This window comes from Cellulosilyticum ruminicola JCM 14822 (genome assembly GCF_001311925.1).
GTDB classification, from domain to species: Bacteria; Bacillota; Clostridia; order Lachnospirales; family Cellulosilyticaceae; genus Cellulosilyticum; species Cellulosilyticum ruminicola.
This window is the reverse complement of record NZ_BBCG01000055.1, coordinates 1-24,220: the sequence shown is the minus strand read 5'-3', so window position 1 is coordinate 24,220 and position 24,220 is coordinate 1. Positions and strand designations below refer to the sequence as shown.

Annotated in this window: 24 protein-coding genes, 1 pseudogene and 1 riboswitch; all 25 genes and pseudogenes read right to left on the bottom strand. The window is 33.2% G+C overall.

Translation table 11 applies throughout. The features are described from left to right. Positions 1 to 52: 52 nt before the first annotated feature. Positions 53 to 2,239: a DNA topoisomerase III gene (locus JCM14822_RS14690; RefSeq protein WP_054743107.1), complete on the bottom strand. Its 2,187-nt coding sequence runs from the start codon at positions 2,237 to 2,239 to the stop codon at positions 53 to 55. A 163-nt stretch (positions 2,240 to 2,402) separates the two neighbouring features. Then, on the bottom strand, positions 2,403 to 4,748 hold the full coding sequence (locus JCM14822_RS14685) for a family 43 glycosylhydrolase (RefSeq protein ID WP_054743106.1): 2,346 nt from the start codon (positions 4,746 to 4,748) through the stop codon (positions 2,403 to 2,405). Positions 4,749 to 4,768: 20 nt separating this feature from the next. Beyond that, positions 4,769 to 6,772, bottom strand: a complete 2,004-nt coding sequence (locus tag JCM14822_RS19525) for an endo-1,4-beta-xylanase (RefSeq protein ID WP_083461487.1) — start codon at positions 6,770 to 6,772, stop codon at positions 4,769 to 4,771. A gap of 300 nt (positions 6,773 to 7,072) precedes the next feature. Further along, positions 7,073 to 8,065, bottom strand: coding sequence for an asparaginase (locus JCM14822_RS14675; protein ID WP_054743105.1), 993 nt, complete (start codon positions 8,063 to 8,065; stop codon positions 7,073 to 7,075). A 221-nt stretch (positions 8,066 to 8,286) separates the two neighbouring features. Continuing rightward, positions 8,287 to 8,628, bottom strand: a complete 342-nt coding sequence (gene hisI / locus JCM14822_RS14670; protein WP_054743104.1) for a phosphoribosyl-AMP cyclohydrolase — start codon at positions 8,626 to 8,628, stop codon at positions 8,287 to 8,289. A 31-nt stretch (positions 8,629 to 8,659) separates the two neighbouring features. Beyond that, positions 8,660 to 9,421, bottom strand: a complete 762-nt coding sequence (hisF, locus tag JCM14822_RS14665) for an imidazole glycerol phosphate synthase subunit HisF (protein ID WP_054743103.1) — start codon at positions 9,419 to 9,421, stop codon at positions 8,660 to 8,662. 12 nt (positions 9,422 to 9,433) lie between these two features. Then, positions 9,434 to 10,150 carry a 1-(5-phosphoribosyl)-5-[(5-phosphoribosylamino)methylideneamino]imidazole-4-carboxamide isomerase gene (gene hisA / locus JCM14822_RS14660; protein WP_054743102.1) on the bottom strand — a complete coding sequence of 239 codons (717 nt, stop codon included), beginning with the start codon at positions 10,148 to 10,150 and terminating at the stop codon, positions 9,434 to 9,436. Next, the gene (hisH, locus tag JCM14822_RS14655) at positions 10,147 to 10,779 is read right to left on the bottom strand and encodes an imidazole glycerol phosphate synthase subunit HisH (RefSeq protein WP_054743101.1); all 633 of its coding nucleotides are present in this window, start codon (positions 10,777 to 10,779) and stop codon (positions 10,147 to 10,149) included. Before hisH ends, hisA begins: the two co-directional genes overlap by 4 nt. A gap of 13 nt (positions 10,780 to 10,792) precedes the next feature. Beyond that, a complete protein-coding gene (hisB, locus tag JCM14822_RS14650) occupies positions 10,793 to 11,386 on the bottom strand; it encodes an imidazoleglycerol-phosphate dehydratase HisB (protein WP_157047799.1) in 594 nt (197 codons plus the stop codon). Positions 11,387 to 11,427: 41 nt separating this feature from the next. Further along, complete coding sequence (gene hisC / locus JCM14822_RS14645) at positions 11,428 to 12,471, bottom strand: histidinol-phosphate transaminase (RefSeq protein WP_054743099.1); 1,044 nt, start codon at positions 12,469 to 12,471, stop codon at positions 11,428 to 11,430. Then, a complete protein-coding gene (gene hisD, locus JCM14822_RS14640; RefSeq protein ID WP_054743098.1) occupies positions 12,471 to 13,772 on the bottom strand; it encodes a histidinol dehydrogenase in 1,302 nt (433 codons plus the stop codon). The genes hisC and hisD overlap by 1 nt, the downstream gene beginning before the upstream one ends. Continuing rightward, on the bottom strand, positions 13,765 to 14,409 hold the full coding sequence (hisG, locus tag JCM14822_RS14635; protein WP_054743097.1) for an ATP phosphoribosyltransferase: 645 nt from the start codon (positions 14,407 to 14,409) through the stop codon (positions 13,765 to 13,767). The genes hisD and hisG overlap by 8 nt, the downstream gene beginning before the upstream one ends. A 32-nt stretch (positions 14,410 to 14,441) precedes the next feature. Continuing rightward, entirely contained in the window at positions 14,442 to 15,689 is a 1,248-nt protein-coding gene (gene hisZ, locus JCM14822_RS14630; protein ID WP_054743096.1) for an ATP phosphoribosyltransferase regulatory subunit, read from the bottom strand. A gap of 322 nt (positions 15,690 to 16,011) precedes the next feature. Further along, the gene (locus tag JCM14822_RS25155) at positions 16,012 to 16,152 is read right to left on the bottom strand and encodes a hypothetical protein (RefSeq protein WP_157047800.1); all 141 of its coding nucleotides are present in this window, start codon (positions 16,150 to 16,152) and stop codon (positions 16,012 to 16,014) included. Between the two features lie 12 nt (positions 16,153 to 16,164). Further along, positions 16,165 to 16,491, bottom strand: a complete 327-nt coding sequence (locus tag JCM14822_RS14625; protein ID WP_172674834.1) for a hypothetical protein — start codon at positions 16,489 to 16,491, stop codon at positions 16,165 to 16,167. 694 nt (positions 16,492 to 17,185) lie between these two features. Then, positions 17,186 to 18,484, bottom strand: coding sequence for an NCS2 family permease (locus JCM14822_RS14620; protein WP_330377569.1), 1,299 nt, complete (start codon positions 18,482 to 18,484; stop codon positions 17,186 to 17,188). Between the two features lie 109 nt (positions 18,485 to 18,593). After that, positions 18,594 to 19,773, bottom strand: a pseudogene (locus JCM14822_RS14615) (amino acid permease). Beyond that, positions 19,774 to 19,935, bottom strand: a complete 162-nt coding sequence (locus tag JCM14822_RS22010) for a hypothetical protein (RefSeq protein WP_242861517.1) — start codon at positions 19,933 to 19,935, stop codon at positions 19,774 to 19,776. Positions 19,936 to 20,466: 531 nt separating this feature from the next. After that, complete coding sequence (locus JCM14822_RS20510; protein WP_157047798.1) at positions 20,467 to 20,769, bottom strand: transposase; 303 nt, start codon at positions 20,767 to 20,769, stop codon at positions 20,467 to 20,469. Beyond that, positions 20,708 to 21,073: a transposase gene (locus tag JCM14822_RS14605; protein ID WP_054743093.1), complete on the bottom strand. Its 366-nt coding sequence runs from the start codon at positions 21,071 to 21,073 to the stop codon at positions 20,708 to 20,710. Before JCM14822_RS14605 ends, JCM14822_RS20510 begins: the two co-directional genes overlap by 62 nt. Before the next feature lie 23 nt (positions 21,074 to 21,096). Next, positions 21,097 to 21,426, bottom strand: a complete 330-nt coding sequence (locus JCM14822_RS14600; RefSeq protein WP_054743092.1) for a hypothetical protein — start codon at positions 21,424 to 21,426, stop codon at positions 21,097 to 21,099. A gap of 183 nt (positions 21,427 to 21,609) precedes the next feature. Next, a complete protein-coding gene (locus tag JCM14822_RS23210; protein WP_306307351.1) occupies positions 21,610 to 21,963 on the bottom strand; it encodes a Na+/H+ antiporter NhaC family protein in 354 nt (117 codons plus the stop codon). Beyond that, positions 21,905 to 23,140, bottom strand: coding sequence for a Na+/H+ antiporter NhaC family protein (locus JCM14822_RS14595; protein WP_306307350.1), 1,236 nt, complete (start codon positions 23,138 to 23,140; stop codon positions 21,905 to 21,907). Before JCM14822_RS14595 ends, JCM14822_RS23210 begins: the two co-directional genes overlap by 59 nt. Positions 23,141 to 23,253: 113 nt before the next feature. Beyond that, a riboswitch (Lysine riboswitch) is annotated at positions 23,254 to 23,430 on the bottom strand. A 453-nt stretch (positions 23,431 to 23,883) separates the two neighbouring features. Further along, positions 23,884 to 24,084 (bottom strand): hypothetical protein, encoded by a 201-nt coding sequence (locus tag JCM14822_RS20505; RefSeq protein WP_207643268.1) that lies wholly within the window; start codon positions 24,082 to 24,084, stop codon positions 23,884 to 23,886. After that, positions 24,026 to 24,220: hypothetical protein (locus tag JCM14822_RS21260; RefSeq protein ID WP_054743091.1), on the bottom strand; the 195-nt coding region annotated here is incomplete at its 5' end. The genes JCM14822_RS20505 and JCM14822_RS21260, both read right to left, overlap by 59 nt.

The window sequence follows — 24,220 nt, the reverse complement described above, 5'->3', positions numbered from 1 at the left end:
TTAAAAAGGCTATTTACGTCAATCCGTAAATAGCCTTTTTCACATCACACATTTATTTATTAAGTTTTGCAAGTGCTTCTGCAAATGCAAAGTTACCTTCATCCTCTTGTTGCTGTTGTTTTAAATATTTTTGAACAGAACGTTTATCAACCTTTTGATTATTACTACGATACTTTTTATTGAAAACACTTAATTTTTCTCTAAATGTACAAGTTGTACATACATAAATTTGTCCTTCACCTTGCCCACGTAATTCTAATTTCTTATGACATTGTGGACAACGTGTATTTGTAAATTTACTTACTGTTTCTTTATAGCCACATGCCCTATCTTGGCATACGTACATTTTACCCTGCTTACCTTTAACGTCTAATAAAAACTTTCCACAATTTGGGCAACGTTTTCCTGTCATATTATCATGGACATACTTATCCGATGAACCTTTAACATCTTTTACAAGTTCACTACTATAAGTACGGATATTTTCCATAAATGTCTTAGGATTTTGTTTTCCCTTACTAATAAGCTCTAACTCATTTTCCCATTTAGCTGTTAAAAGTGGTGATTTTAAATCTGCTGGTACAAGTTCAATAAGTTGTCTACCTTTTGAAGTTGGTATAATATCCTTACCATTTTTCTCAATATAGAACATATTATAAAGTTTCTCAATAATATCTGCTCGTGTAGCTACTGTCCCAATCCCCCCTGTTTCTCCCAATGTTTTTGCTGCTTTTTGCCCTACATTTACATATAAATAAGGCTTTTCCATAGCTGAAAGAAGTGTTGCTTCATTAAAATGTGCTGGCGCTTTTGTAAAGCATTTTGTTTTAACTACACTTTGAAGTTGAATTTTTTCCCCTTTTACAAGAGATGGTAAACTTTGATTTTTTACTTCTTCATCACAATCTTCATCAAAATTTTGATCATATAATGCTTTCCAACCTTTTTCTTTAATATTTTTTCCTTTTGCAATAAAGCTTTCTCCTGCTACTTCTACAGTCACATTCATTTGTGTATATTCTGCTGGACACATTAAAACACTTAAGAAACATTTTACTACAAGATCATAAATCTTACGTTCTTCACTGCTCAGTTTCATTAATTGTGGACTTTCTTCTGTTGGAATAATGGCATGATGATCTGAAACCTTACTATTATCTACGAAATTTTTACTTACTTTAAAACCTTTATTAATTATTTCACTTGCAAATGTGCGATATGGTCCAATAGATACTGCTTTTAGACGTTCTTTTAAAGTTGGTACTATGTCTTCTGAAATATATCTTGAATCCGTTCTTGGATAAGTTAATACTTTATAATTTTCATATAAACGTTGCACGATAGATAATGTTTGCTTTGGACTAAAACCAAATAATTTATTAGCATCTCTTTGAAGTTCTGTTAAATTATAAAGTCCAGGTACATATTGTTTTTTATCACTTTGTGAAAGCTCTGAAATAATCGCTTCACCTTGTTCAATCTTTTGAATAAGTGCATCTACTTTACTTTCATCTTTTAAGACTTTTTGATCTTTCGCTTTATAACTCAGTGTAAATGTTTTGCCTGCTTCGCTTATTGCTTTTGCACTTACTGTAAAATAAGGTTGTGGCACAAATTTTTTAATAGCTTCTTCACGTGCTACTATCATAGCAAGTGTAGCAGATTGTACGCGTCCTGCTGAAAGCTGGGCATTATATTTACAAGTTAATGCACGTGTCACATTAAGCCCTACAAGCCAATCTCCTTCTGCACGACATACTGCAGCGCGATATAAATTCTCATACTGGCTGCCAGGTTTTAAATTTTTGAACCCTTCTAAAATGGCTTTATCAGTAACAGATGAAATCCATAAACGTTTAATTGGCTTTTTAACTCCTACTTTATCAATAATCCATCTAGCCACAAGCTCCCCTTCACGGCCAGCATCTGTTGCAATAATAATTTCTGTAATATCTTTTCTTTGAAGTTGTGTTTTAACAACTTGATATTGTTTACCTGTTCCTTTTAGAACAGTTAACTTCATTTTTGGTGGTAGCATTGGTAAAGTGTCCATTGACCAAGTTTTATATTGATTTCCATAAGCTTCTGGATCTGAAAGCCCAACTAAGTGCCCCATTGCCCAAGTGACAACATATTTATCTCCTTCTATAAAGCTCCCATTTTGTTTATGACATTTTAAAACGCGGGCAATATCCTTCCCTACACTAGGTTTTTCTGCTAATACTAATGTTTTTCCCATGTATGTTTCTCCTTATAAAACTAAAATCTAATTCATAAATAAGATTTAGCATAATTCATAATGCCTATTATAACATTGTTTCAGTATTTCATAAAGTACACCCTATATACGCAGAAGAATCCTAGGTATCACTACCTAGGATTCTTGCATTTCGTTCATCCTATTATTTTAAAGAAACATTTGTAAAGTTAAGTTCACCACTACCTTCAAGTTGGCAACCAAATGTATAACTTGCACCTTTTGCAAGGCCTACTTGCCATGTTGGTCCTGAAATAGTGTAGGTATTACCTGTTTGACTTACAATTGTTGCATTCCAAACAGATGCAATTGGGCGAGATGTCGTAAATGTACATGTCCAGTTATTTAAATCGTTATTTGTTGTATTTGTAACTGTAATGTCTGCTACTGCACCACTTCCCCAATCTGACGTAACTTTACCTGTTACTACATTACCACTTGTTGGTGATGTTTCTGGTCTTGTTGTAGACTCTTCTTGTTTTGTAGTACCATCACAAGATTCAAATGCCCACGTTTGGTTAGCTGCACCATAGTAACCATATTGAATAACATTTGAACCATCTGTTGTACCTTTATTTTCAACATCTAAACCTCTAACATCCGTTGAACATCTTGTAACAATACCATATTCACCTGATTTAGAAGTAGGTACTATTTTAAATTCTTGTGCTGACATACCATTTGCTGTATATGTTTGAATATTTGTCTTATCTTCATCTTTACCATAGACAACATCTAGTGTATAGCCTTGACCATTCTTTAATGTTACATAACCATTTTGTGTATTCTTTAAGTACCATTTTTGTCCTGCAACACCCGTACCTGTTCCAATTTCTACATTAACACCATCGCCACCTTTATTATTTGTTACTTGAAGGTATTTATTTGATTCAATACCCTTAATATAGTACCAACCATCTTTTAATGTTGCATAATTTGTGATAGTTGTATCTTTTGCTGGTTGATCTGGTTGTGTTGTTTCTGGTGTTACTTGACCTATTTGACTAGTTGCTTTCCAATAATCAAGTGACATGTTATTACTAAATACAAAATATAAATCTTTAACACCTGTTACATTTGAAAGTGTACCTGTCACTTCTTTGTATGCACCATTTGTATTAGGTACTTCAATATAACCAAGTGTTTGACCTGAAGGACTACCTGTACATACTTTTATGAAACCACCTGTATTTGATGAAGCTGAAACAGTAATTTTAGATAAACCATCAGAGAAGTTTACACCTTTTACCCCAATCCAATCTCCTCTATTAATATCTGTAACTTTTGTATCGCCTGTTCCGCTTACATTAACACCAGCTTGAATTGCCATTGTTTCAGCTTGAACTTTATTATATGGATTAATATAACTTACTTGTGATACCCCTGTTTTTGTACCTTTAACATTTGATAAATTACCATTATTCACTGTTAATTTATCAATGTGTGTACTACGGTAACCATAGTTTTTACCAAACTGTGCCATTTCCAAAGTTCTTGTATGATATGCAATGTAGTACTCATCTTTAAATTTAAAAATCGTATGATGGTTATTACCGCCTGAGTTAGTAAAATATGTACCAGGATTTTTGAATACTTCTCCAGCATATGTAAATGGTCCCATTGGGCTATTACTTACCATATATTCAATACATCCACCACCAAATTCTGAACCACCTGTATTAAAATTTGAACAATAAGAGTAATAATATTTATTGCCAATCTTATTAATTCCTGAGTCTTCAAATAAATATGGTGCATCAATTACAACAGGTGAACCTGCTAAACTTGTCATATTTGCACCTAATTTTACAACACGTGCTGTTTTAGGATGCGCATATTGATTATTAGGTATTCCTCCACCGAAATAGAGATATCCAGTACCATCGTCATCTACAAAAACTGCTGGGTCAAAGAGCCATGTTACACCTGGACAATTTGCAATAAGTGCTTTTCCAATAGGATCTCTCCAAGGCCCTGTTGGACTATCAGCTTCAAGTACACCTATACCACTTGCATTGTTTGCAAAATAAAGGAAAAATTTATCTTGCCCATTGATTTTCTTATAAGTTGCACAAGGTGCCCATGAGCAACCAGCCCATTTAGCAACGCCATTTTGTCCAGCAGCTTGAATAACACCATGGTCAGTCCAGTTTACTAAATCCTTAGAAGAAAAACAATGAAGTGTATTAATATGACCATATGTATTTTCTTGAATACTACCATTTTTGTATAAAACTTGATCACTTGTTGCATACACATATACAGTATCCCCATAAACCATTACCCCTGGGTCAGCGCTGTATTTTTGCGTTGCAATAGGGTTATTTTCATTTAAACCTTTATAAGCTTTTGTTAATGCTACATTATTAAATGCACTAGCACCATCTGCTGCATAAGTCATAACTGGTGCTTGTAAAACCATTCCTGATAATGCTAAAAATGCCCCTGTATTTCTTGCTAATTTATATAATGAACGGATACTCTTACTCATTGCTCTGTCCCCCTAAAAAATTATTTTAAAGTAACATTTGAAAATGTTAAATCACCACTGCCATCAAGTTGACAACCAAATGTATAGCTTGCACCTTTTGCAAGACCTGCTTGCCATGTAGGGCCTGAAATAGTGTAAGTATTACCACTTTGACTTACAATTGTTGCATTCCATACAGATGTAATTGGGCGAGATGATGTAAATGTAACTGTCCAGTTATTTAAATCACTATTTGTTGTATTTGTAACTGTAATATCAGCTACTGCACCGCTTCCCCAATCTGAAGTTACTTTACCTGTTACTGCATTACCGCTTGGTTGTTGTGTTGGCTCTTGCGTTGGCTCTTGTGTTGGCTCTGTACTACAAGGCTCGAATATCCATGTTTGATTAGCTGCACCATAGTAACCGTATTGAATAACGTTTGAACCATCTGTTGTACCTTTATTTTCAACATCTAATCCTCTAACGTCTGTTGAACATTTTGTAACAATACCATATTCACCTGATTTTGAAGTAGGTAAAAGTTTAAATTCTTGTGCTGACATACCATTTGCTGTATATGTTTGGATATTTGTTTTATCTTCATCTTTGCCATAAACAACATCAAGTGTATAACCTTGACCATTCTTTAATGTTACATAACCATCTTTTGTATTTGTTAGATACCATTTTTGTCCTGCAACCCCTGTACCTGTTCCAATTTCTACGTTAACTGCATCTCCGCCTTTATTGTCTGCTACTTGAAGATATTTATTTGAACCAACACCTTTAATATAATACCAACCATCTTTTAATGTTGCATAATTTGCATTTGGTTTTACTTCTGTTGGTTGAGTTGGTGTTGGATCTTTTTGATCTGTTGGTGCACCTACTTGATCTTTATAAGCTTGTAAAATTGAGTAGTAAGATTTTTTAGGTGTATTTAAATCTTTGAAGATTAATGGATTTTTACCTGGAATCCAAGTTGCACCATCATGAAGTCCCCATAATGTAATACCTGTGATATTACCGCCAGATTTTTTCGTTTTAATGATTTCTGTAAATAAATCATATAAATATTTAGATTGTACGTCTTCAGAGGTATTTGTAACATCTAATTCTGTAATTTGAATTTCAAAACCAGCTTGTGCAAATTTATTTAATGCCTGTGCATAAAAACTTACACTTGGGAAATCTGTACCTAAATGAGATTGCATACCTATACCATTACAAATCTTACCATCTGAGTTGATATTGTTAATTAATTTAACAACATCATCTGCTTCTAAGTATGTATTATAATCATTATAGAATAAGCTTACTGATTTATCTAAGCCGAGTCCTACAAGTGCTTCATGTGCATATCTAAAAGCACGTTTAATAAATCCAGCATATGGACTTGGTTTACCATAGATTTTAACCCATCCTGATGTATCTGATGCATGTAAGTATTCATTAACAACGTCCCATGCATAAACTACTTTACCATATTGATGTTTATGTACATGATTCATAACTGTTTTAATATACATTTCTGTACGTGCATCCATTACTTCTTGACTAACATAACCAGCATTTTTGTTATAACCTGATCTAAAGAACCAATCTGGTGTTTGAGAATGCCATAATAATGTATGTCCACGAAGTCCTAATCCTTGCTCAGCACAAATTTTTAAAGCATTGTCTACTTCATTAAAATTAAGTTGTGGTACTGTACTTTCTTTATAGTTGCTTGGAATATAATATCCCATACTTTTTGCTTGTTGTACAGAAATCATTTTAGGTGACCAGTTTGATAAAATGAAGTCTGGTTTCATGTGGTTTCCAAGTGTTGTACTATTATATTTTCCTTTGAAATAATTTTGAACACTTGAATTACATAATTCACTGTATTCAGCTGAAGCCCCTATCTTCCCAAACATATTGCCATAAGTATTAATTAATGTTGCATCTGCAGCATATATTACGCCACCTATGCTCATTACAAATGTTGTTGTAACAGCTAAAACTACTGTTGCCAACTTATTTCTCATTGTTTTCTTCATGTTAATTTCCCCCTTTTTATTGTAAAATAACTAATTTTGTACTTGTATACCTCCTTAAGTTTGTGCAACTTTTTTGCGTATTTCACAACCATTTTTTTACACTATGCATATATGCATTTTTATTATAACGCATTTTATAATTATTTATATACTTTTTTCCATAATGTTTAAAATTTTGTCTCGTTATGTATTTTCCTTTAATTTATTTTGAATTTATTTAATATTAATTGAATTTATATAACAAAAATGTGCATTTACACAATAAATATAAATGCACATTTCACTATTATTTATTTAATTTTAAATAGCACAGCTCTCTTCTTTAAATAATTTACGAATTTGCTCTAAATCTTTAGTCTTTCCTAAAGCTAACATAAGTTTAAGTCTTGCTTTAGGTCCTCGCATATCTCCACCCATAATCACGCCTAAATCAGAAAGCTCCTTACCACCTCCAGCATAGCCATAACTTTCAAATACACGACCTGAATGGCATCTTGAAACAATAACAACTACAACGTCTTTCTCAATGGCATAACGAATACCTTCTAACATTTTAGGAGATACATTTCCTCTACCCATGGCTTCAATAATAATTCCCACAGCACCAAAATCTACACTGCTACGGATAAAGCGTTCATCCATATCAATTACTGCTTTAATTAAATCAACCTTGCGTTCTACAATATCTGTTTCAATATGTTGGCGATAAGCAATGTCACGATACACAATAAAATCATTTGTATCAATAATGCCTAAAGGTCCATAAGGTGATTGGAATGTATTTAATGACAATGTGTTTGTCTTTGTCACTTCTGCTGCCGCATTGACTTCATTATTTAATACAACAAGTACACCTTTTCCTACAGCCTTAGGTGAAATAGCTGTACATACTGCTGCTGCTAAATTACTCGAACCATCATAACCAAGTTCTGAGCTATTACGCATAGCACCAACCACTACAACTGGCTTTTCATGTTGAATCGTTAAATCAAGGAAATATGCCGTTTCTTCTAATGTATCTGTACCATGGGTAACAATTATACCTGTTACATCTTCCTCATTTAATTTGTTAATAATTAATGTTTTTAATTCTAATAGTTTATTAATCGTCATATGTGGACCTGGAATCTCAGCGAAATTAATCACTTCAATATCCGCTAATTTATCAATATTATAAACCATTGATAATATTTGTTCGCCTGATAATGTAGGAATTGCTGCACCAATTTCATCATCAACAGTCATTGAGATTGTTCCACCTGTAAAAATAATACAAACCTTAGGTTTACGCATCTTGTTACTCCTTACGTCTATAAATTCATTTATATTATAGCGTATTTTTATGTAAATTAACCATATAAATTTTTAAGATTTTCTTAAATATAAAAAGGAGTTTTAATTAATGGTATCTTGTAAAACACCCCTTACTTTGTACCTTTAATTAAAACTCCCTATATAATTTATAAACGAAACGCTATATTCTAGTCTTTATTTTTCAATAATTTCTTCCGTCTCTACGATTCCATCTTTAATTCACGGTAGAAACAAGTTTCATTTCCTGTATGACATGAAATACCACCAGCTTGTTCTATTTGAACTAAAAGCGTATCCCCATCGCAATCAACACTTATGCTTTTTAAATATTGGTAATGTGAAGAAGTTTCACCTTTTAACCAAAGAGATTGTCTGCTACGACTAAAGTAATGCACTTTACCTGTTTCTAAAGTTTTGCCAAGGGCTTCTTCATTCATATAAGCTAGCATTCTTACTTTTTTGGAATCTACGTCTTGTACAATGACAGGAACAAGCCCTTTTTCATCAAACTTAACAGCCTTTATAAATTCTGAATAATCCATATCTACCTCCTTAATTTATCTCCTTCACTTCTTATAAACGAACAGGAATATGATTTTCTCTTAAATAAGCTTTTAAATCTTTGATTTCTAATTCTTTAAAGTGGAATAAAGAAGCTGCAAGTGCCGCATCTGCTTTACCTTCTTCAAAAGCTTCTAAGAAGTGTGATTTATTTCCAGCCCCACCTGATGCAACAACAGGAATATTAACCGCTTCACTTACTGCACGTGTTAATGCTAAATCATACCCCTTCTTAGTGCCATCTGCATCCATACTTGTTAAAAGAATTTCTCCTGCACCACGTTTTTCAGCTTCAATGGCCCATTCTACAGCATCAATACTTGTAGGAATACGCCCGCCATGAATATATACTTCAAAACCACTACCATCTAATTTACGTTTAGCATCAATAGCTACAACAATACATTGATTACCAAAACGTTCTGCGCCCTTATTAATAAGGCTAGGATCTTTAATAGCAGCAGAATTCATTCCTATTTTATCTGCACCTGCACTTAAGATGTTACGGATATCTTCAAGACTTCTTACGCCTCCACCTACAGTAAGAGGAATAAATACTTCTTGTGCTGTTTTTTCAACAACATCTAAAATAATATTTCTTTCATCTGATGAGGCTGTAATATCAAGGAATACAACTTCATCTGCGCCTGCGTCGCTATAAGCTTTAGCAATTTTAACCGGGTCCCCTGCATCAATTAAGTTAACAAAATTAACGCCCTTTACAACACGGCCACCCTTTACATCTAAACAAGGAATAATACGTTTACTAAGCATTTTATCTACCTCCTAGCTAAAACGTTTGGCTGCTTCTTCTAAGTCAATAGCCCCTACATAAAGGGCTTTCCCAATAATTGCACCATGTACATGAATTGCTTCTAAATTTTCAAGATCTTGCATACAAGACACGCCACCAGAAGCCACAATTTGTAAATTAGTTTCATCTACTAATTTTTTAGTTTCTTCAATATTAGGACCTTGCATCATACCATCTTTTGCAATGTCTGTATAAATCACAGTTTGAACACCCATTGTCTCTAATTCTTTACAAAAACTTAAAGCTGTTGTATCTGTTACTTCTAACCAACCTTCAATAGCAACTTGCCCATTTTTAGCATCTACACCAACTACAATGCGCTCTGCTCCAAAAGTTTCAATAGCCTCCTTAACAAGTGAACGATTTTTAATAGCCGCACTTCCTAAGATTACACGGTCTACACCGCGATCTAATTGAGCTTTGATTTGTTCGAGGCTACGAATACCGCCTCCTAATTCAATAGGAATATCAATAGCTTTTACAATAGCTTCTACAGCTTGCCCATTTTGGCTTTCACCGGCTTTTGCACCATCTAAATCTACGATGTGAAGATAAGCACCACCTAGGTCTTGCCATTTCTTAGCCATTTCAGCCGGATTATTTCCATATACTGTTACTTCATTATAATCACCTTGTAATAGGCGTACACATTGTCCTGCTTTTAAATCGATTGCTGGGTAAAGTTTCATCCTTTTAATCCTCCGAAGTTCCTTAAAATTTGAAGTCCTACATCCCCACTTTTTTCTGGATGGAACTGTGTTGCAAATACATTATCTTTTTGTGCTGATACAGCAATACGTGTACCATAGTTTGTATAACTGCTTACAATATCCGCTGTTGTTTGTAAATAATATGAATGTACAAAGTACACACTACTTTCATCTTTTAAACCTGCAAATAACGGCTCTTTTTTAGTAAATTCTAATGTATTCCAACCCATATGTGGCACTTTAAGCATTTCACCATTTGAAAGACGCATATCTTCTTCCTTAAATTTAATAATCTCACCTGGTAAAATTTTAAGCCCTTCATATTCACCATATTCATAACTTTTATCAAATAAAAGCTGCATTCCTAAACAAATACCTAAAAAAGGTTTTCCTGATTTTACAGCCTCTTGTATCGCCTGTGTCATTCCTGTTTCATTGAGCTGGTTGATAGCATCACGGAAAGCTCCTACACCTGGTAATACAACTTTATGTGCATTTTTAATATCTTCACGATTATTTGTAATATCTGCATCAAATCCTAAAGCTGTAAAAGCTTTTTGTACACTCTTTAAATTCCCCATGCCATAATCTATGATTGCAATATCCATCTTCCTGCCTCCTTTATCCTTCAAGCATGCCTTTTGTAGAAGCTACACCTTTAATACGAGAATTAAAAGTAACTGCTTGTAAAAGTGCTTTCGCAAATGCTTTACACATTCCCTCTACAATATGATGATTATTTTTACCACGGAGTACTTGAATATGGAGATTCATTCCTGCATTTACACCAACTGCTCTAAAGAATTCTTCTACCATTTCTGTATCAAAGTCGCCAATGCGGTCTGTTGTAAAAGGTGTATCTACATCAATATAAGGACGTCCTGATAAATCTACAGCACATAAAATAAGTGCTTCATCCATTGGGATAATGGCTTGCCCGTAACGGTTGATGCCTTCTTTTGTCCCTAATGCTTGTTTAATAGCTTGCCCTAACACAATTCCTACATCCTCTACCGTATGATGACAATCTACTTCTAAATCCCCATCTGCACATACTGCCAAATCACTTAACGAATGTTTGCCAATATGGGTAAGCATATGATCAAAAAAGCCAATTCCTGTTTGAATTTGTACTTTCCCTTCACCATCTAAATCTAAGCTTAATTTAATCTTTGTTTCTGCTGTATTTCTTTCAATCTCCGATTTTCTCATAATCTGCCTCCCGCCTCTATCCTTACTAACCTTAATGCATTATGTTAAATTAATTTTCCTAATGCTTTAAGAAGGATTTGATTTTCTTCTGGTCTTCCTACTGTAATACGGTAATAAGGCTTTTCATTTACTAACATTTTACGAATATAAATTTGCTCTTTAGCTAACCCTTCAAAAATACCATCTTTAAGCTCACACCAAATAAAATTGGCGTGTGAAGGATAAGTTGTAATCCCTAACACTACAAGTCCTTGATTTAACACATCACGTTCATCAATAATTTTTTTAATGTTTTCTTTATAAAGATCTGTATTTTCAATAGCCCAGTAAGCAGCTTCTTGAGAAAAGATGCTTAAATTATAAGGTACTCTTACGGTATTAATTAAATCAATCACATCTGTGCAGGCAACACCATATCCTACACGAGCACCTGCTAAAGCATAAGCTTTAGAGAATGTTTTTAAAACGATAAGGTTACTATATTCGTTAATAAGTGAAATACCACTTTCCTTACAATCATCAAATTCTGCATAAGCTTCATCTAAAACAACAAGCCCTTCAGCAACTTCTAAGATACGTTTAATATCTTCTACCTTCATAATGCAACCCGTTGGATTGTTTGGATTACAAATAAAAATAACTTTAGGCTTTTCTTTTTGAATGGCTTCAATAAATGCTTCTACATTATAAGTAAAATCTGCATTTAAAGGTACTTTAATAAGACTTGCACTATTTAAAACACTAAATTGTGCATACATACTAAATGAAGGATAAGGCATTAAAACCTTATCTTGATCTTCAATCGTACTGCTTAAGATACAATCGATAAGCTCATCTGAACCTACGCCACATACCACATTTTCTACTGCTACACCAAGATGTTTTGCAATGGCACTGCCTAATTTTAAGCTATCTGTATCAGGGTAACGACAACTAAGCATTTGCGTTTCTAACCAATTCTTCATATGTGCTACTAATCCTTCTGGAGCTGTATAAGGGCTTTCATTAGCATTTAAAATCACACCTTCTGTCACATAGGCACTGTGATAAGGTTTCATTTCTTGAAATCTAGGTCTCAAAAATCGCATTATTTCACCTCTTCATCCATTCTAACTTTAACTGAAAGTGCGTGAGCAAACAGTCTTTCACTTTCGGCAAATTTCACAATGCCTTCTCCAATTGGTAATAAGGCATCACGTGTAAATGAAAGGATACTACTTTTCTTCACAAAATCATCTACACCAAGTGGTGAGAAGAATCTTGCTGTACCACTTGTTGGTAAGACATGGTTAGGACCTGCCATATAATCCCCTACAGGCTCTGGTGTGTAGTGACCTAAGAAAATAGCACCTGCATTTGTAATCTTAGTTAAAACTTCAAATGGCGCGCCTACAGCAAGTTCTAAGTGTTCTGGTGCGATTTGATTTGATAAATCACAAGCTTCTTCAATATTTGACACAATAATTGCTGCACAGTAGTGTTGAAGTGATTCAGTTAAAATAGCTTTTCGAGGCATCTGTGCTACAAATTCATTAACTTTAACTACCACTTTTTCAGCAAGTGCTTTACTTGTTGTAATAAGTACAGCTGAAGCAAGTTCATCATGTTCTGCTTGTGAAAGTAAGTCCGCTGCTACATAAGTTGGATTAGCTGTTTCATCTGCTACAATTAAAATTTCACTAGGTCCAGCTATAGAATCAATGCTTACATGACCAAATACTTCACGTTTTGCAATGGCTACATAGATATTCCCAGGTCCTACAATTTTATCTACTTTAGGAATTGTCTCTGTTCCATAAGCTAAAGCTGCAATAGCTTGTGCGCCACCAATTTTATATACTTCATCTACACCTGCGATATAAGCTGCTGCTAAAACCTCTTGTGTTAAAGAGCCATCTTTAGAAGCTGGTGTTGTCATCACAATACGTTTAACACCTGCCACTTTAGCTGGAATGACATTCATAAGTACTGAAGAAGGATATGCCGCTTTACCACCTGGTACATAAACACCTGCAATTTCAAGAGGTGTGACACGTTGCCCTAAGATTTCACCATTATCTTTAATATCTAACCATGTATTTTGTTTTTGTTTCTCATGGAAAGCTTCAATGCGTTTTGCAGATAAAAGCATAGCTTCTTGTAAATCTTTGTCTAATCCTTCAAAAGCTGCTATCATTTCTTCTTTTGTGACACGTACATTAGCTGGTGTAATAGATGGATGGTCCCATTTAGCAGTATATTCAAATAATGCTGCATCTCCTTTAGTACGCACAGCTTCTACGATTTCTTTTGTTGCAAGGGCATAATTACTTGTATCCATGTTTCCACGTACTTTAAGAATATCTAAAAACTCTTGTTTTGCTGTTTGGTTGTCAATAATTCTAAGCATTTTCTCTCCTCCTTAAGTCTTCAATATTATTAAGTAAATTACGAATTGCATCATGTTTTACTTTCATACTTGCAGTATTTACGATACATCTTGCTGAAAGTGGTTCAATATCTGCTAATACAACAAGACCATTTTCTTCCAATGTTTTACCACTTTCTACAATATCTACGATAACGTCTGAAAGACCTACAATAGGTCCTAATTCAACAGAACCATTTAATTTAATAATTTCTACCGGACGATGGAACTTTTCAAAATAACTTTTTGCAATGGCTGGATATTTTGTCGCCACACGAATGAATTTTCCTGACTCTAAGAGTTCTTTCATTTCAGGTTTACCTGCTACTGCCATTTTACATTTTCCAAACTCTAAATCTAAAACTTCATATACAGAACGGTTCTCTTCTAAAATCGTATCTTTTCCTACGATTCCTATATCTGCAACCCCATAATCTACATAAGTAGGTACATCCGAAGCTTTTGATAAGAAGAAACGATATTTTCCATCATCACTTGTAAAAAGTAATTTTCTGCTTTCTCCTTCCATTTCCTTACATGTAATCCCTAACTCTTTTAATAACTCCATTGCTTTTTTAGCTAATCTTCCTTTAGCAAGTGCAAATGTTACTTGTTCCATACTACCCCTCCATTTTCCTTTAATCACTAATACTACATTAATTCATCTACTGATTTAACATCAACTTGACCTGTTGCCACATTATATATTTCAATGCTAGCACCTTCAATGAAGTGTAAAATACCACCTATTTTCTTTTCTTTTGCATAGTTTAGAGCTTCTTCAAAACTATCGAAGAAACTATTTTCAATAATCATACCTTGTTTGCGAAGTTCTTCACCCACTTGAATACTTACTTTTCTTGTATTAGCATAGGAAACAATTAAACTACGGTTTGTTTGGACTTCTTCAAGTGGCTCAATTTGCATTAAACGTTGCATTAATAAGTTAATATCAATTCCTACTCCAACAGCAGGTAAATCTCTACCAAATTCATTCAATAAACGATCATAACGTCCGCCTTCAGCTAAAGCGCTACCAATGCCTTCACAGAAAATTTGGAACATCATGCCTGTGTAATATTTTCCATAAGATAATAAACTAAAATCAAATAAAACATGTTCGCTTACACCATACTCTTTTATAATCTCATATAAATCTTCTAAATCCCCTAATGCTTTCTTTGCACGCTGTGAAGTCATTCTATCTTTTATAGAAGCTAAAAGTTCGATACTACCTGCACATTGTGTAAGCTCTAATAAAAGTTTTAAAGTTTCTTCATCGATTTGTGCAAGTTCTAAAATATTTTTAAGTTTTACGCCATCCTTACGTTCAATCGCTTCATATACTTGTGATCTTACCCCTTCACTAAGTCCAAGGTCGCTTAACATGTTTTCTAAGAATTGGCTACTTCCAATATGAATACTAAAATCTTTAAGCCCTGCTTGTTTAATTGCTGCGATAGCTACTTTAATAATTTCTGCATCTGCTTCTAAACAGTTCTTTCCAATAAGCTCGATTCCTGCTTGTGTAAATTCATGGAGCTTACCTTGATAACGTGCTGGATAGCGAAAACTGCTTGCAATATAACCGTAACGTTGTGGTAGTGATGTATTACTTTTTTGTGTGCATACTACTCTCGCAATAGCACGTGTCATATCACTTCTAAGCGCCATCATTTCTCCTTGTCGACTAATTAAATGATATAATCTAGGTTGTTGATATTCTCCCTCACCTACTGTAAACACATTTAAATACTCAAAAGTAGGTGTTTCGATTAAATCATAGCTATAGCTACGAAATGCTTCTTTTATTTGTTCTTGAATTTTATCTTTAAGGGCCGCCTCTGGTCCAATATAATCTTTTACACCTTCTGGAATATGCAATGTATAATTCTTCATTGTTCACCCTCACTTTACTATGATAAAGTAATAAATTAATAAAGTAAGTATATACGATATCTTTAAGAAAATCAATACATTAGAATATAATTTTAAAGTATTATATAATATTTTATGTCTATTTTAAACATTTTTATTTATTTTTTCTCTTTGCTAAATATAAAAATAACGTTCATGACCCATTTGCACGTTGCAAATTTATGTTATCATAAACGTTATTTCTATGATTTTATATAAAACAAAACGTCTTATTTATTACTCACTCTTTAAATTATAAAAGATATAAATCTTTATACTTTGATTCAAAGTATTGAAGGAGTAGCTAAATATTAATATCCTCTTGACAGCTAGCTTTTATGATTTCAATCGGTAATTTAGAAGCCCCATATTGATGAATATTTGTACTAAGCCAATTTGTAATACGGTTAAGTTCTCCTTTATTAATATGGCCATCTAAATCAATAAATCCTCCTGTTTACTTGATGTGCTTATATTCCTCTGAATTTAATGCTTCTACTTCTTTTCCAATAGCCGCTTCATGACATTCAAACTTTTTAAGATTATGGCTGCTCATTTCACATGGACTGCCACAACAACAGCCATATTGGTGTTTTTTCGTGTATTCAAAACAATTCAGATTGATTTTATGTTGTAAATTAGCTATATCTACCACATAAATATGATTCTCTATCTCAATCATTCCTAATCGATGTTCACCTAAATACAACTTAAATTTTGTTAAATCCTCATCCATAAACTCATGTAAGTCATAATAACCTACATCACGAATTTCCTTAATCATTTTATTAAGACGCCCATCTTCTTTGGCACAACTATTAGAAAAGCTTATGATATAAGGATCCTTCACCTTCTGATATAGGCCGTATACTTTTTTAGTTTCTTTTGCACACTACGTAAAGCTTTATTTAAATCAATTGCTTCTGGCACCATCACGTAAAACAAATTTGTTTTTCATTCTCAGCGTTAAGAGTTATATCCAAATCCAGTGTTTCACCTATTCTTTGTAAACTTGTGTTCCATTCATTTTTTATGCTTTCATCTACAGTATTATTTTCTTCGTAATACAATATTATCTCATAATGTCTTTTATTCATATCTTTTCCTTTGCTTTTATATTATGTATTTTTATTGTATCATTATTTTTTCAATACGAAAGAACAGCAGTACTTCACCTTTTGAAATACTGCTCTTCTACTTATTTAGTCTATTTAATGTTTTTCTTTTTCATATAAAAGATTTTCTAATGCATGTACAAATTTTTGTGTTAGTACATCACCATAAGATTTTGCTTTTCCTTTTCTCATATCAATCTCCTTAAATTTATTTTCCTTAGTATTTGTGAAGTTCTGTTTTCTATTCAGGTATTTTATGGATATATATTTGATACTCCTAAAAAACAAGTTATTAATTAACATACGCAAAAGAGGTCAAAGAAATCACAAATGATTTCTTTGACCTCTCTTCTAATCAATCTATTAGTGAATAAAGAATTTTAAAATAAAGATAAATCCTACAATATATGTTACAAAATTAATTTCTTTATATCTACCTGATGCTAGTTTTAAGATAATGTATGAAACTACACCAAATACAATGCCATCTGAAATCGAATAAGCAAATGGCATCATTAATATTGTTAAAAAAGCTGGAATAGCTTCTGTAAAATCTTCTAAATTAATTTCTTTAATTGGCTCCATCATAAAGAGTCCAACTAAGATTAAAACAGCTGCTGTTACTGCTGACGTAATAACACCAAATACTGGCGCAAAGAATAAAGCAATCGCAAACATAATAGATGTTGTTACTGCTGTTAAACCTGTTCTACCGCCTTCTGCTACACCTGAAGCACTCTCTACGAAAGTACTTACTGTACTTGTTCCAAGACAAGCTCCTACAGTTGTTCCCACTGCATCTGCAAATAATGCTTTTTTGATATTTGGTACTTTACCATTTTCATCTAACATTTTAGCCTTTGTAGCTACTCCTACTAATGTACCAATTGTATCAAACATATCCATGAATAATAATGTAAATAATACAATCACCATATCAATAGAGAAAATGTTATGCCATTCAAATTTAAGGAAAGTTGGCGCAAGTGAAGGTGGCATACTCAAAATTTGTGTTGGTAAACTAATGACACCCATTGGAATTCCCACTGCTGCCGTAAGTAACATTCCAATAAATAATGCCCCTTTTACATTTCTAACAAGTAAAATACTTGTAATCACAAGTCCAATAATTGCTAAAAGTCCTGGCCCTGCTAAAATATTACCAAGTGCTAAAATTGTACTGCCATCTTCTGGATGTACGACAATACCTGCACCTTCTAAACCAACAAGGGCAATAAATAAACCAATCCCTACTGAAATCGCTTTTTTAATATTATCTGGAATCGCATCTACAATTGCTTCTCTTACATTAAAAGCTGTTAATAAAATGAAGATAATCCCTTCTAATAAAACTGCTGTTAATGCAAACTCAAATGTATAACCCATCCCTAAGACTACCGTATAAGCAAAGAAAGCATTAAGCCCCATACCTGGTGCTTGTGCAAATGGTAATTTCGCATAAACTCCCATAAGCATTGTTGCTACCACTGCTGATAAAGCAGTGGCTGTAAATACAGCACCTTGATCCATACCAGCTGCTGATAAAATGGATGGATTTACAATCAAAATATATGCCATTGTCATAAATGTTGTAAGCCCTGCTACAACTTCTGTTTTAATTGTTGTATTATTCTCTTTTAGTTTAAAATATCTTTCAACCATCTCGTCACTCTTTCTAGTTATTTTCAACATGTAAAATAATAACATATATCGGTTAACATGGCAAGTGTTTTTCCGAACTTTTTCTAGTTTTACTCGAAAATTATTCGGTTTATAGTTTCATACCACCTTGACTTGCTTGTTGATAAATATAGAAAGGAATCCCTAAAAACATAAGGATAAAAATCCACATTGCTGAATTTGTCCCTGAACCATATACAATATAAATCGCATAAGCAAAAGCAAGTAAAAATCGAATGTTCTTCCAAGTAAAGCTTAAAATATTCACTGGTCTTTCTTTTAAAGTTAAGATAATCTCCGCACCAGCTGTTAAAGCATAAGCTGGAATAAATGAAAGTGTTGCTAAATTCACCATAAAATCAAAAGCTGTTGTTAATGAAGAAACATAGTTTAAAATTAAAATAATGTTTGTACATGCCCCTGTAATAAGTAATGAGACATATGGTGTTTGATAACGTGGATGTATTGCCGCAAAGAAACTTGGGAATAACCCATCTTTCCCCGCCGCAAATGATAAACGCGCCGTTGTTAAAGTCCAACCTGAAAGTGCGCCTGTAACCGAAATAATAATCCCTAACGCAATGAAGCTGCCCCCCCAAGTTGCACCAGTAATTTCATTAATACTAGCTGCAAGTGGTGCACTTGCATTGACAAGTTCCGCTTGTGGCAGACTTCCCATTGATAAAATAGAAATAATTAAATGAATAATCGATACAAATAATGTCCCTAATAATGTACTTTTTCTAATATTCACTTCTAGGTCTTTAATTTCTCCTCCTGAAATCGATGCACTCTCAAAACCAATAAATGACCATAAAGTTACTGCAATAGCTGCTGGAAGGCTTCCTGATCCTCTTACAGCTTCCAAAGAATACGTATTTAAATACGCTGAATCAAATCCAATAATTGCAATGATTACAAATACAACAATTACTGCAATTTTTAAAACCGTGCTGATAATGCCTACATATCCACCACCTTTAACGCCTCTATAGTTAATAAGTGTAAAAATCCATAAAAAGGCTGATGATACTAAGAAAGAAACTAAATCATTCGTTGCAATCTCAGGAATAAATACAGTAATATAACGAATAATTGCCGCATTTCCAATCCAAGAAAGAGCCAATCCAAAATGTCCATGCCACTAAGAAGCCCATAAATTTACCATAAGCCTTTTCAACATAAACAACAGGTCCACCTGTTTCTGAATATAATGTTCCTAAATTTGCAAAGCATAATGCTAATAATATAGAACTAATTCCTGTAATCACCTATGCTGCCATATTGGTATATGGATTTGCAACCTGTACTAAAGTTTGAGGTGATGTAAAAACACCTGACCCCATCATATTTCCTACAACAATAGCAGTTACTGCCCCAAGCCCTAACTCACGTTTTAGTTTTTGAGGCGTTTTTACTTCACTTTTTTTCATAATTACTATCCTCTATATAAAATTATTTTGTCAATTATATTTATTTTGTCATAATCCTTAATGATTTATGCTAAAATCTCCTCTCATAAAAAAGAGTCAGCTTTTAGCTCAATGTCATTAAGTTAGCTATCTTTCTTAATGATTAATTATAAATCAAGAATGTTTCAGTAAAATAATACTGTTTCATTCTTGGTTTATTTTTATGATTTTCTATTTTGCCCACACTAAATACTCCGTTGTAAAAAGCGGAGTGAAAAAGTTGTATTTTTCTAGATTTATGATAATCTATAATTGAATGAAACTACAGTAGTACTGACAGCTACTCGCTGCCTTTGACGATTTGGTCTTACGAGAAGAAGAAATCGCCGTATTGTAGCTTCTATATCATATGTTGGCTCCAATTTTCTGAGCTTAAAAAAGTGCAGACAAATTTTTGTAGCCTGCGTGAAAAAGACCTGAAGGTGGTGCTTTAGGTCTTTTTCTTTGCCTTTTTCTTTTAATAGCATTTTTAATGTAATAGACATACTGAAGTTATACATCACCAAATGAGCATAAATTTCCTGTAAAATAAGTTTCTATTGCCCATCTTTTTCTATAAATTTCTTTTAGCTCTTCTACACTAAATCTATCTTCAGAGAGACTTGTAGCAATTGCTTCATAACTATCATCTATTATTTTAAATCTCACAAATCGTATTGTCATTTCGTAATCAGGACATTTACTATTTTCAATAAAGTCAAAACGACTTTGCTTTGTAAAATACTTGTATTTTTTAGGATTTACTGCTGCTGAACCAGTAGAGTGCCTTGTAATAACAATGCGTTTTTGTAACATCAAATGTTTCCGTATCAGGCAAATCTAAGCCTGATAGTATACCGTTACTTTTAACATCCTTGATTCTGATGATATAATCAAAAAGTCGTTCTTCAATATGAACGAATAGATTATAGTTCTCATATCCACGATCAGCCATAATGATAACGGGATACTTTTCTAAAAGCTTATCTACAAGCTCACAAGCCGCACTACACTCATTTTCTTTGATTCCTTTTTGAACAACTGCATCTACAAACTGTTTAGTTTCTACATCAAAAGCAGCATTTAAATGTAATGTTAATACATGATTTTTTCCTATCACATTATCTTCATAAGGATTAGATGCTAGCCTTGAAATAAAGTAGTGGAATAATCATTTCGTTTAATAAACTCATGAAATAAATATTCAAAAGCTTTATAAGTTAGCTTTTTACGTTGCTGAACAAAGGCTGATGCAGTAGGAAAACCATCACTGTATTCAAAAAACTCTCCAATTTTATGCCCTAAACTGTTGCTTCCCAAAGATAAAATTAAACGTATAAGTGTTTCAAAGTCAAACTTTCTTTGACGCATAAAACAACCTTTTTCCAGAGTAGAAAATTCCTGAGGGTTGCTACTCATTTCTTTTATAATTTCTATTAAACAATTTTTTAGTTCATTTGCGTGTGTATTCATCACAACACCTCCTCAACGAGGAGGCTTCGCTGCAAATTTTCTATATTTTGTCAAACTTTTTTCGCACAAAAATAACCAAGTACCTATAATAAGTACTTGGTTATTTTAAAAAATCTTAGAATCAATGTCTTAACTTAATGACATTGGCTTTTAGCTGACTCCTTTTCTATTATTATATAAAAATTATCTTTTTGTTCTTTTATAAAATGCAAATAAAATAATGCCAAGTACTAATATTGAACTCCCTAATGTAAGCCATAGATTAGTTGTAAATCCAGCTACAATATATCCTACAAAACAAGCAACTGCCACAACTAATGTATATGGAATTTGAGATGAAACGTGTTCAATATGTCTGCATCCAGCACCTGTTGAAGAAAGAATAGTTGTATCTGAAATTGGTGAACAGTGATCTCCAAATACAGCTCCTGCAAGTGTTGCTGCAATAGAAATTGTCACAAGATGTGGTGCAACTGCACTACAAATCATTACAACAATAGGAATAAGTACGCCAAATGTTCCCCATGAAGTTCCCATCGCAAAAGCAAGCTCCTGCTACAATGAAAATAATAGCTGGAATAAGTGCTGGTGCCATATTTGAAGCTTTTACTAAACTTCCTACATAATCTCCAGTATTAAGTAAGTCACGACATACACCACTAATTGTCCAGGCAAGTGTTAAAATGATAAATGCACCTACCATTGATTTAACCCCTATACCAATTCCCTCCATAAAATCTTTGAAAGAAACAACCTTACGTGGTACAAAAAGTAAAAAGGCTACAATTAAAGCCCCAAACCCAGCCATTGCTAAGGCTGGACCTGCATCTGTATTTCCAAAGCCTTCTGCAAGTGTCATGCCACCATTAAAGTAACCACCTACATATAACATTGCAAGTATTGCAAAAATAATTAATGTAACAATTGGAATAAGTAAATCATATACACGACCTTTTGGTGAAATTTTCATTTTTGAAAGTTCATCATCTTCACCTTGTATCACTACTGTTTCTGCATTACCATTTCTAGCTTCCTCTTCAAATTTAGCCATTGGCCCAAATTCAACATCTGTGCAACAGAGTATAACAACCATAATAAGCGTTAAAATCGCATAAAGGTTAAATGGAATTGTTGCCATAAATGTTTCCATTCCATTAAGTGGTACACCATTTACATCTAATCCACTCATTTGTGACATAACTGATGCTGCCCATGATGAAATAGGTGCAATAATACAAATTGGTGCTGCTGTTGCATCAATAATATAAGCAAGCTTAGCACGTGAAATTTTAAATCTATCAGCTACTGGTCTCATAACCGTTCCAATTGTTAAACAGTTAAAATAATCATCAATAAAAATTAAAATACCTAAAACAGATGTCCCAAGCTGTGCACCTCTTTTAGATTTAATTTTTTGGCTAGCCCATTCACCATAAGCTTTTGAACCTCCTGCCATAGTAATAACTGCTACTAAGGCACCTAAAAATCCTAAGAATAAAATAATTGAAGCATTTGCTCCTAATTTTTCTGCCATTAATGCAAAAGTTACATCTATTGCCTTAACTACACCGCCCCCTGTACTAAAAGCATAAATAAATGTTCCTGATAAAATGCCCACCATAAGCGATGAAATAACCTCTTTTGTTACAAGTGCTAATACAATCGCTATAACCGGTGGAATAATTGATAAAATTCCTACACTAATTGCATCCATATGTTGTCTCCATTCTATTTTTATAAGTCTAACAAAAAAGTCTTGAGCGCATCACTCAAGACTTTTGTTAAACTCTTTACAAGCATCTAAAATAGTGCTTTATTTAACCCGTTCTCGGTGATAGCCCTCCACAAAACAAGTTTGTGACAGTGTTATATATATTTTATATAACCCCAACACTATAGTCTTAAAGCATTAACTATAAGTTTCGGCGAAATTTCCTTTCTATTTGCTTCAATGTGCTTAACTCGGCAAATATACTCTTAAAGTTCGCAACCTCTATCTACTCTTATTTAATTGTTAGCTTTATATTACTATAAACGATAAATTTCTAAAAGTAAAGCATTATATCAAAGTCATTAAATTAAAAATTTTTAGTTTTTAATTCCATTTCTTTCATAACGATTAGATCCCAAAAACTAACGTTTTTGAAGTCTTATTGTAGTTACATTTATTTACATCTTCTATTGCACTTAATTTTTACCAATAAATGTAATATCGCTATACTTAAAATTGTATCCGAAGTTAAGATACCTTTTTTCTTAAGGTATCTGAGCAGTTTATTAAAGTTATATGCTCCAATTTTGAAGCCAAACACTATTTTTGAGCGCAAAAGGCCACGAACTGGCATGGCATCCACTTTGTATATTCTTTTGTTTGCATTAATTCACGAATCTTACTGTTACTATAACTTTTATTGCTAAACTTAACACTATATCCTTTTTTTCTTTTTTGCTCGGGCATTAATTACGTAGTGGACAATTTTCACATTGTTCGTTCTTAAATTTTGCTGTATGGCTATTTTTATTAAAATAGCTCATTTGTGGTATTTCCTTATTAGGGCATAAGACTATTTTTTGCGTTTCTTCATCTACTTCAAAAGAACTATATGGTAATTTCTCCTGTGCTGGTGCTTTTCCTACTAATTGACTTGATTTTAACATAATCCCTTGTTTTTTGGCCTTTTTGATCCATTTCATAAGAATAGTAAGCACCATCTACTAATACATTGACTTGTGGCACTTTACCAAGAGCATCTATTACATCTTCACAAAATCTAATATCAGAATAGGTGTTAGA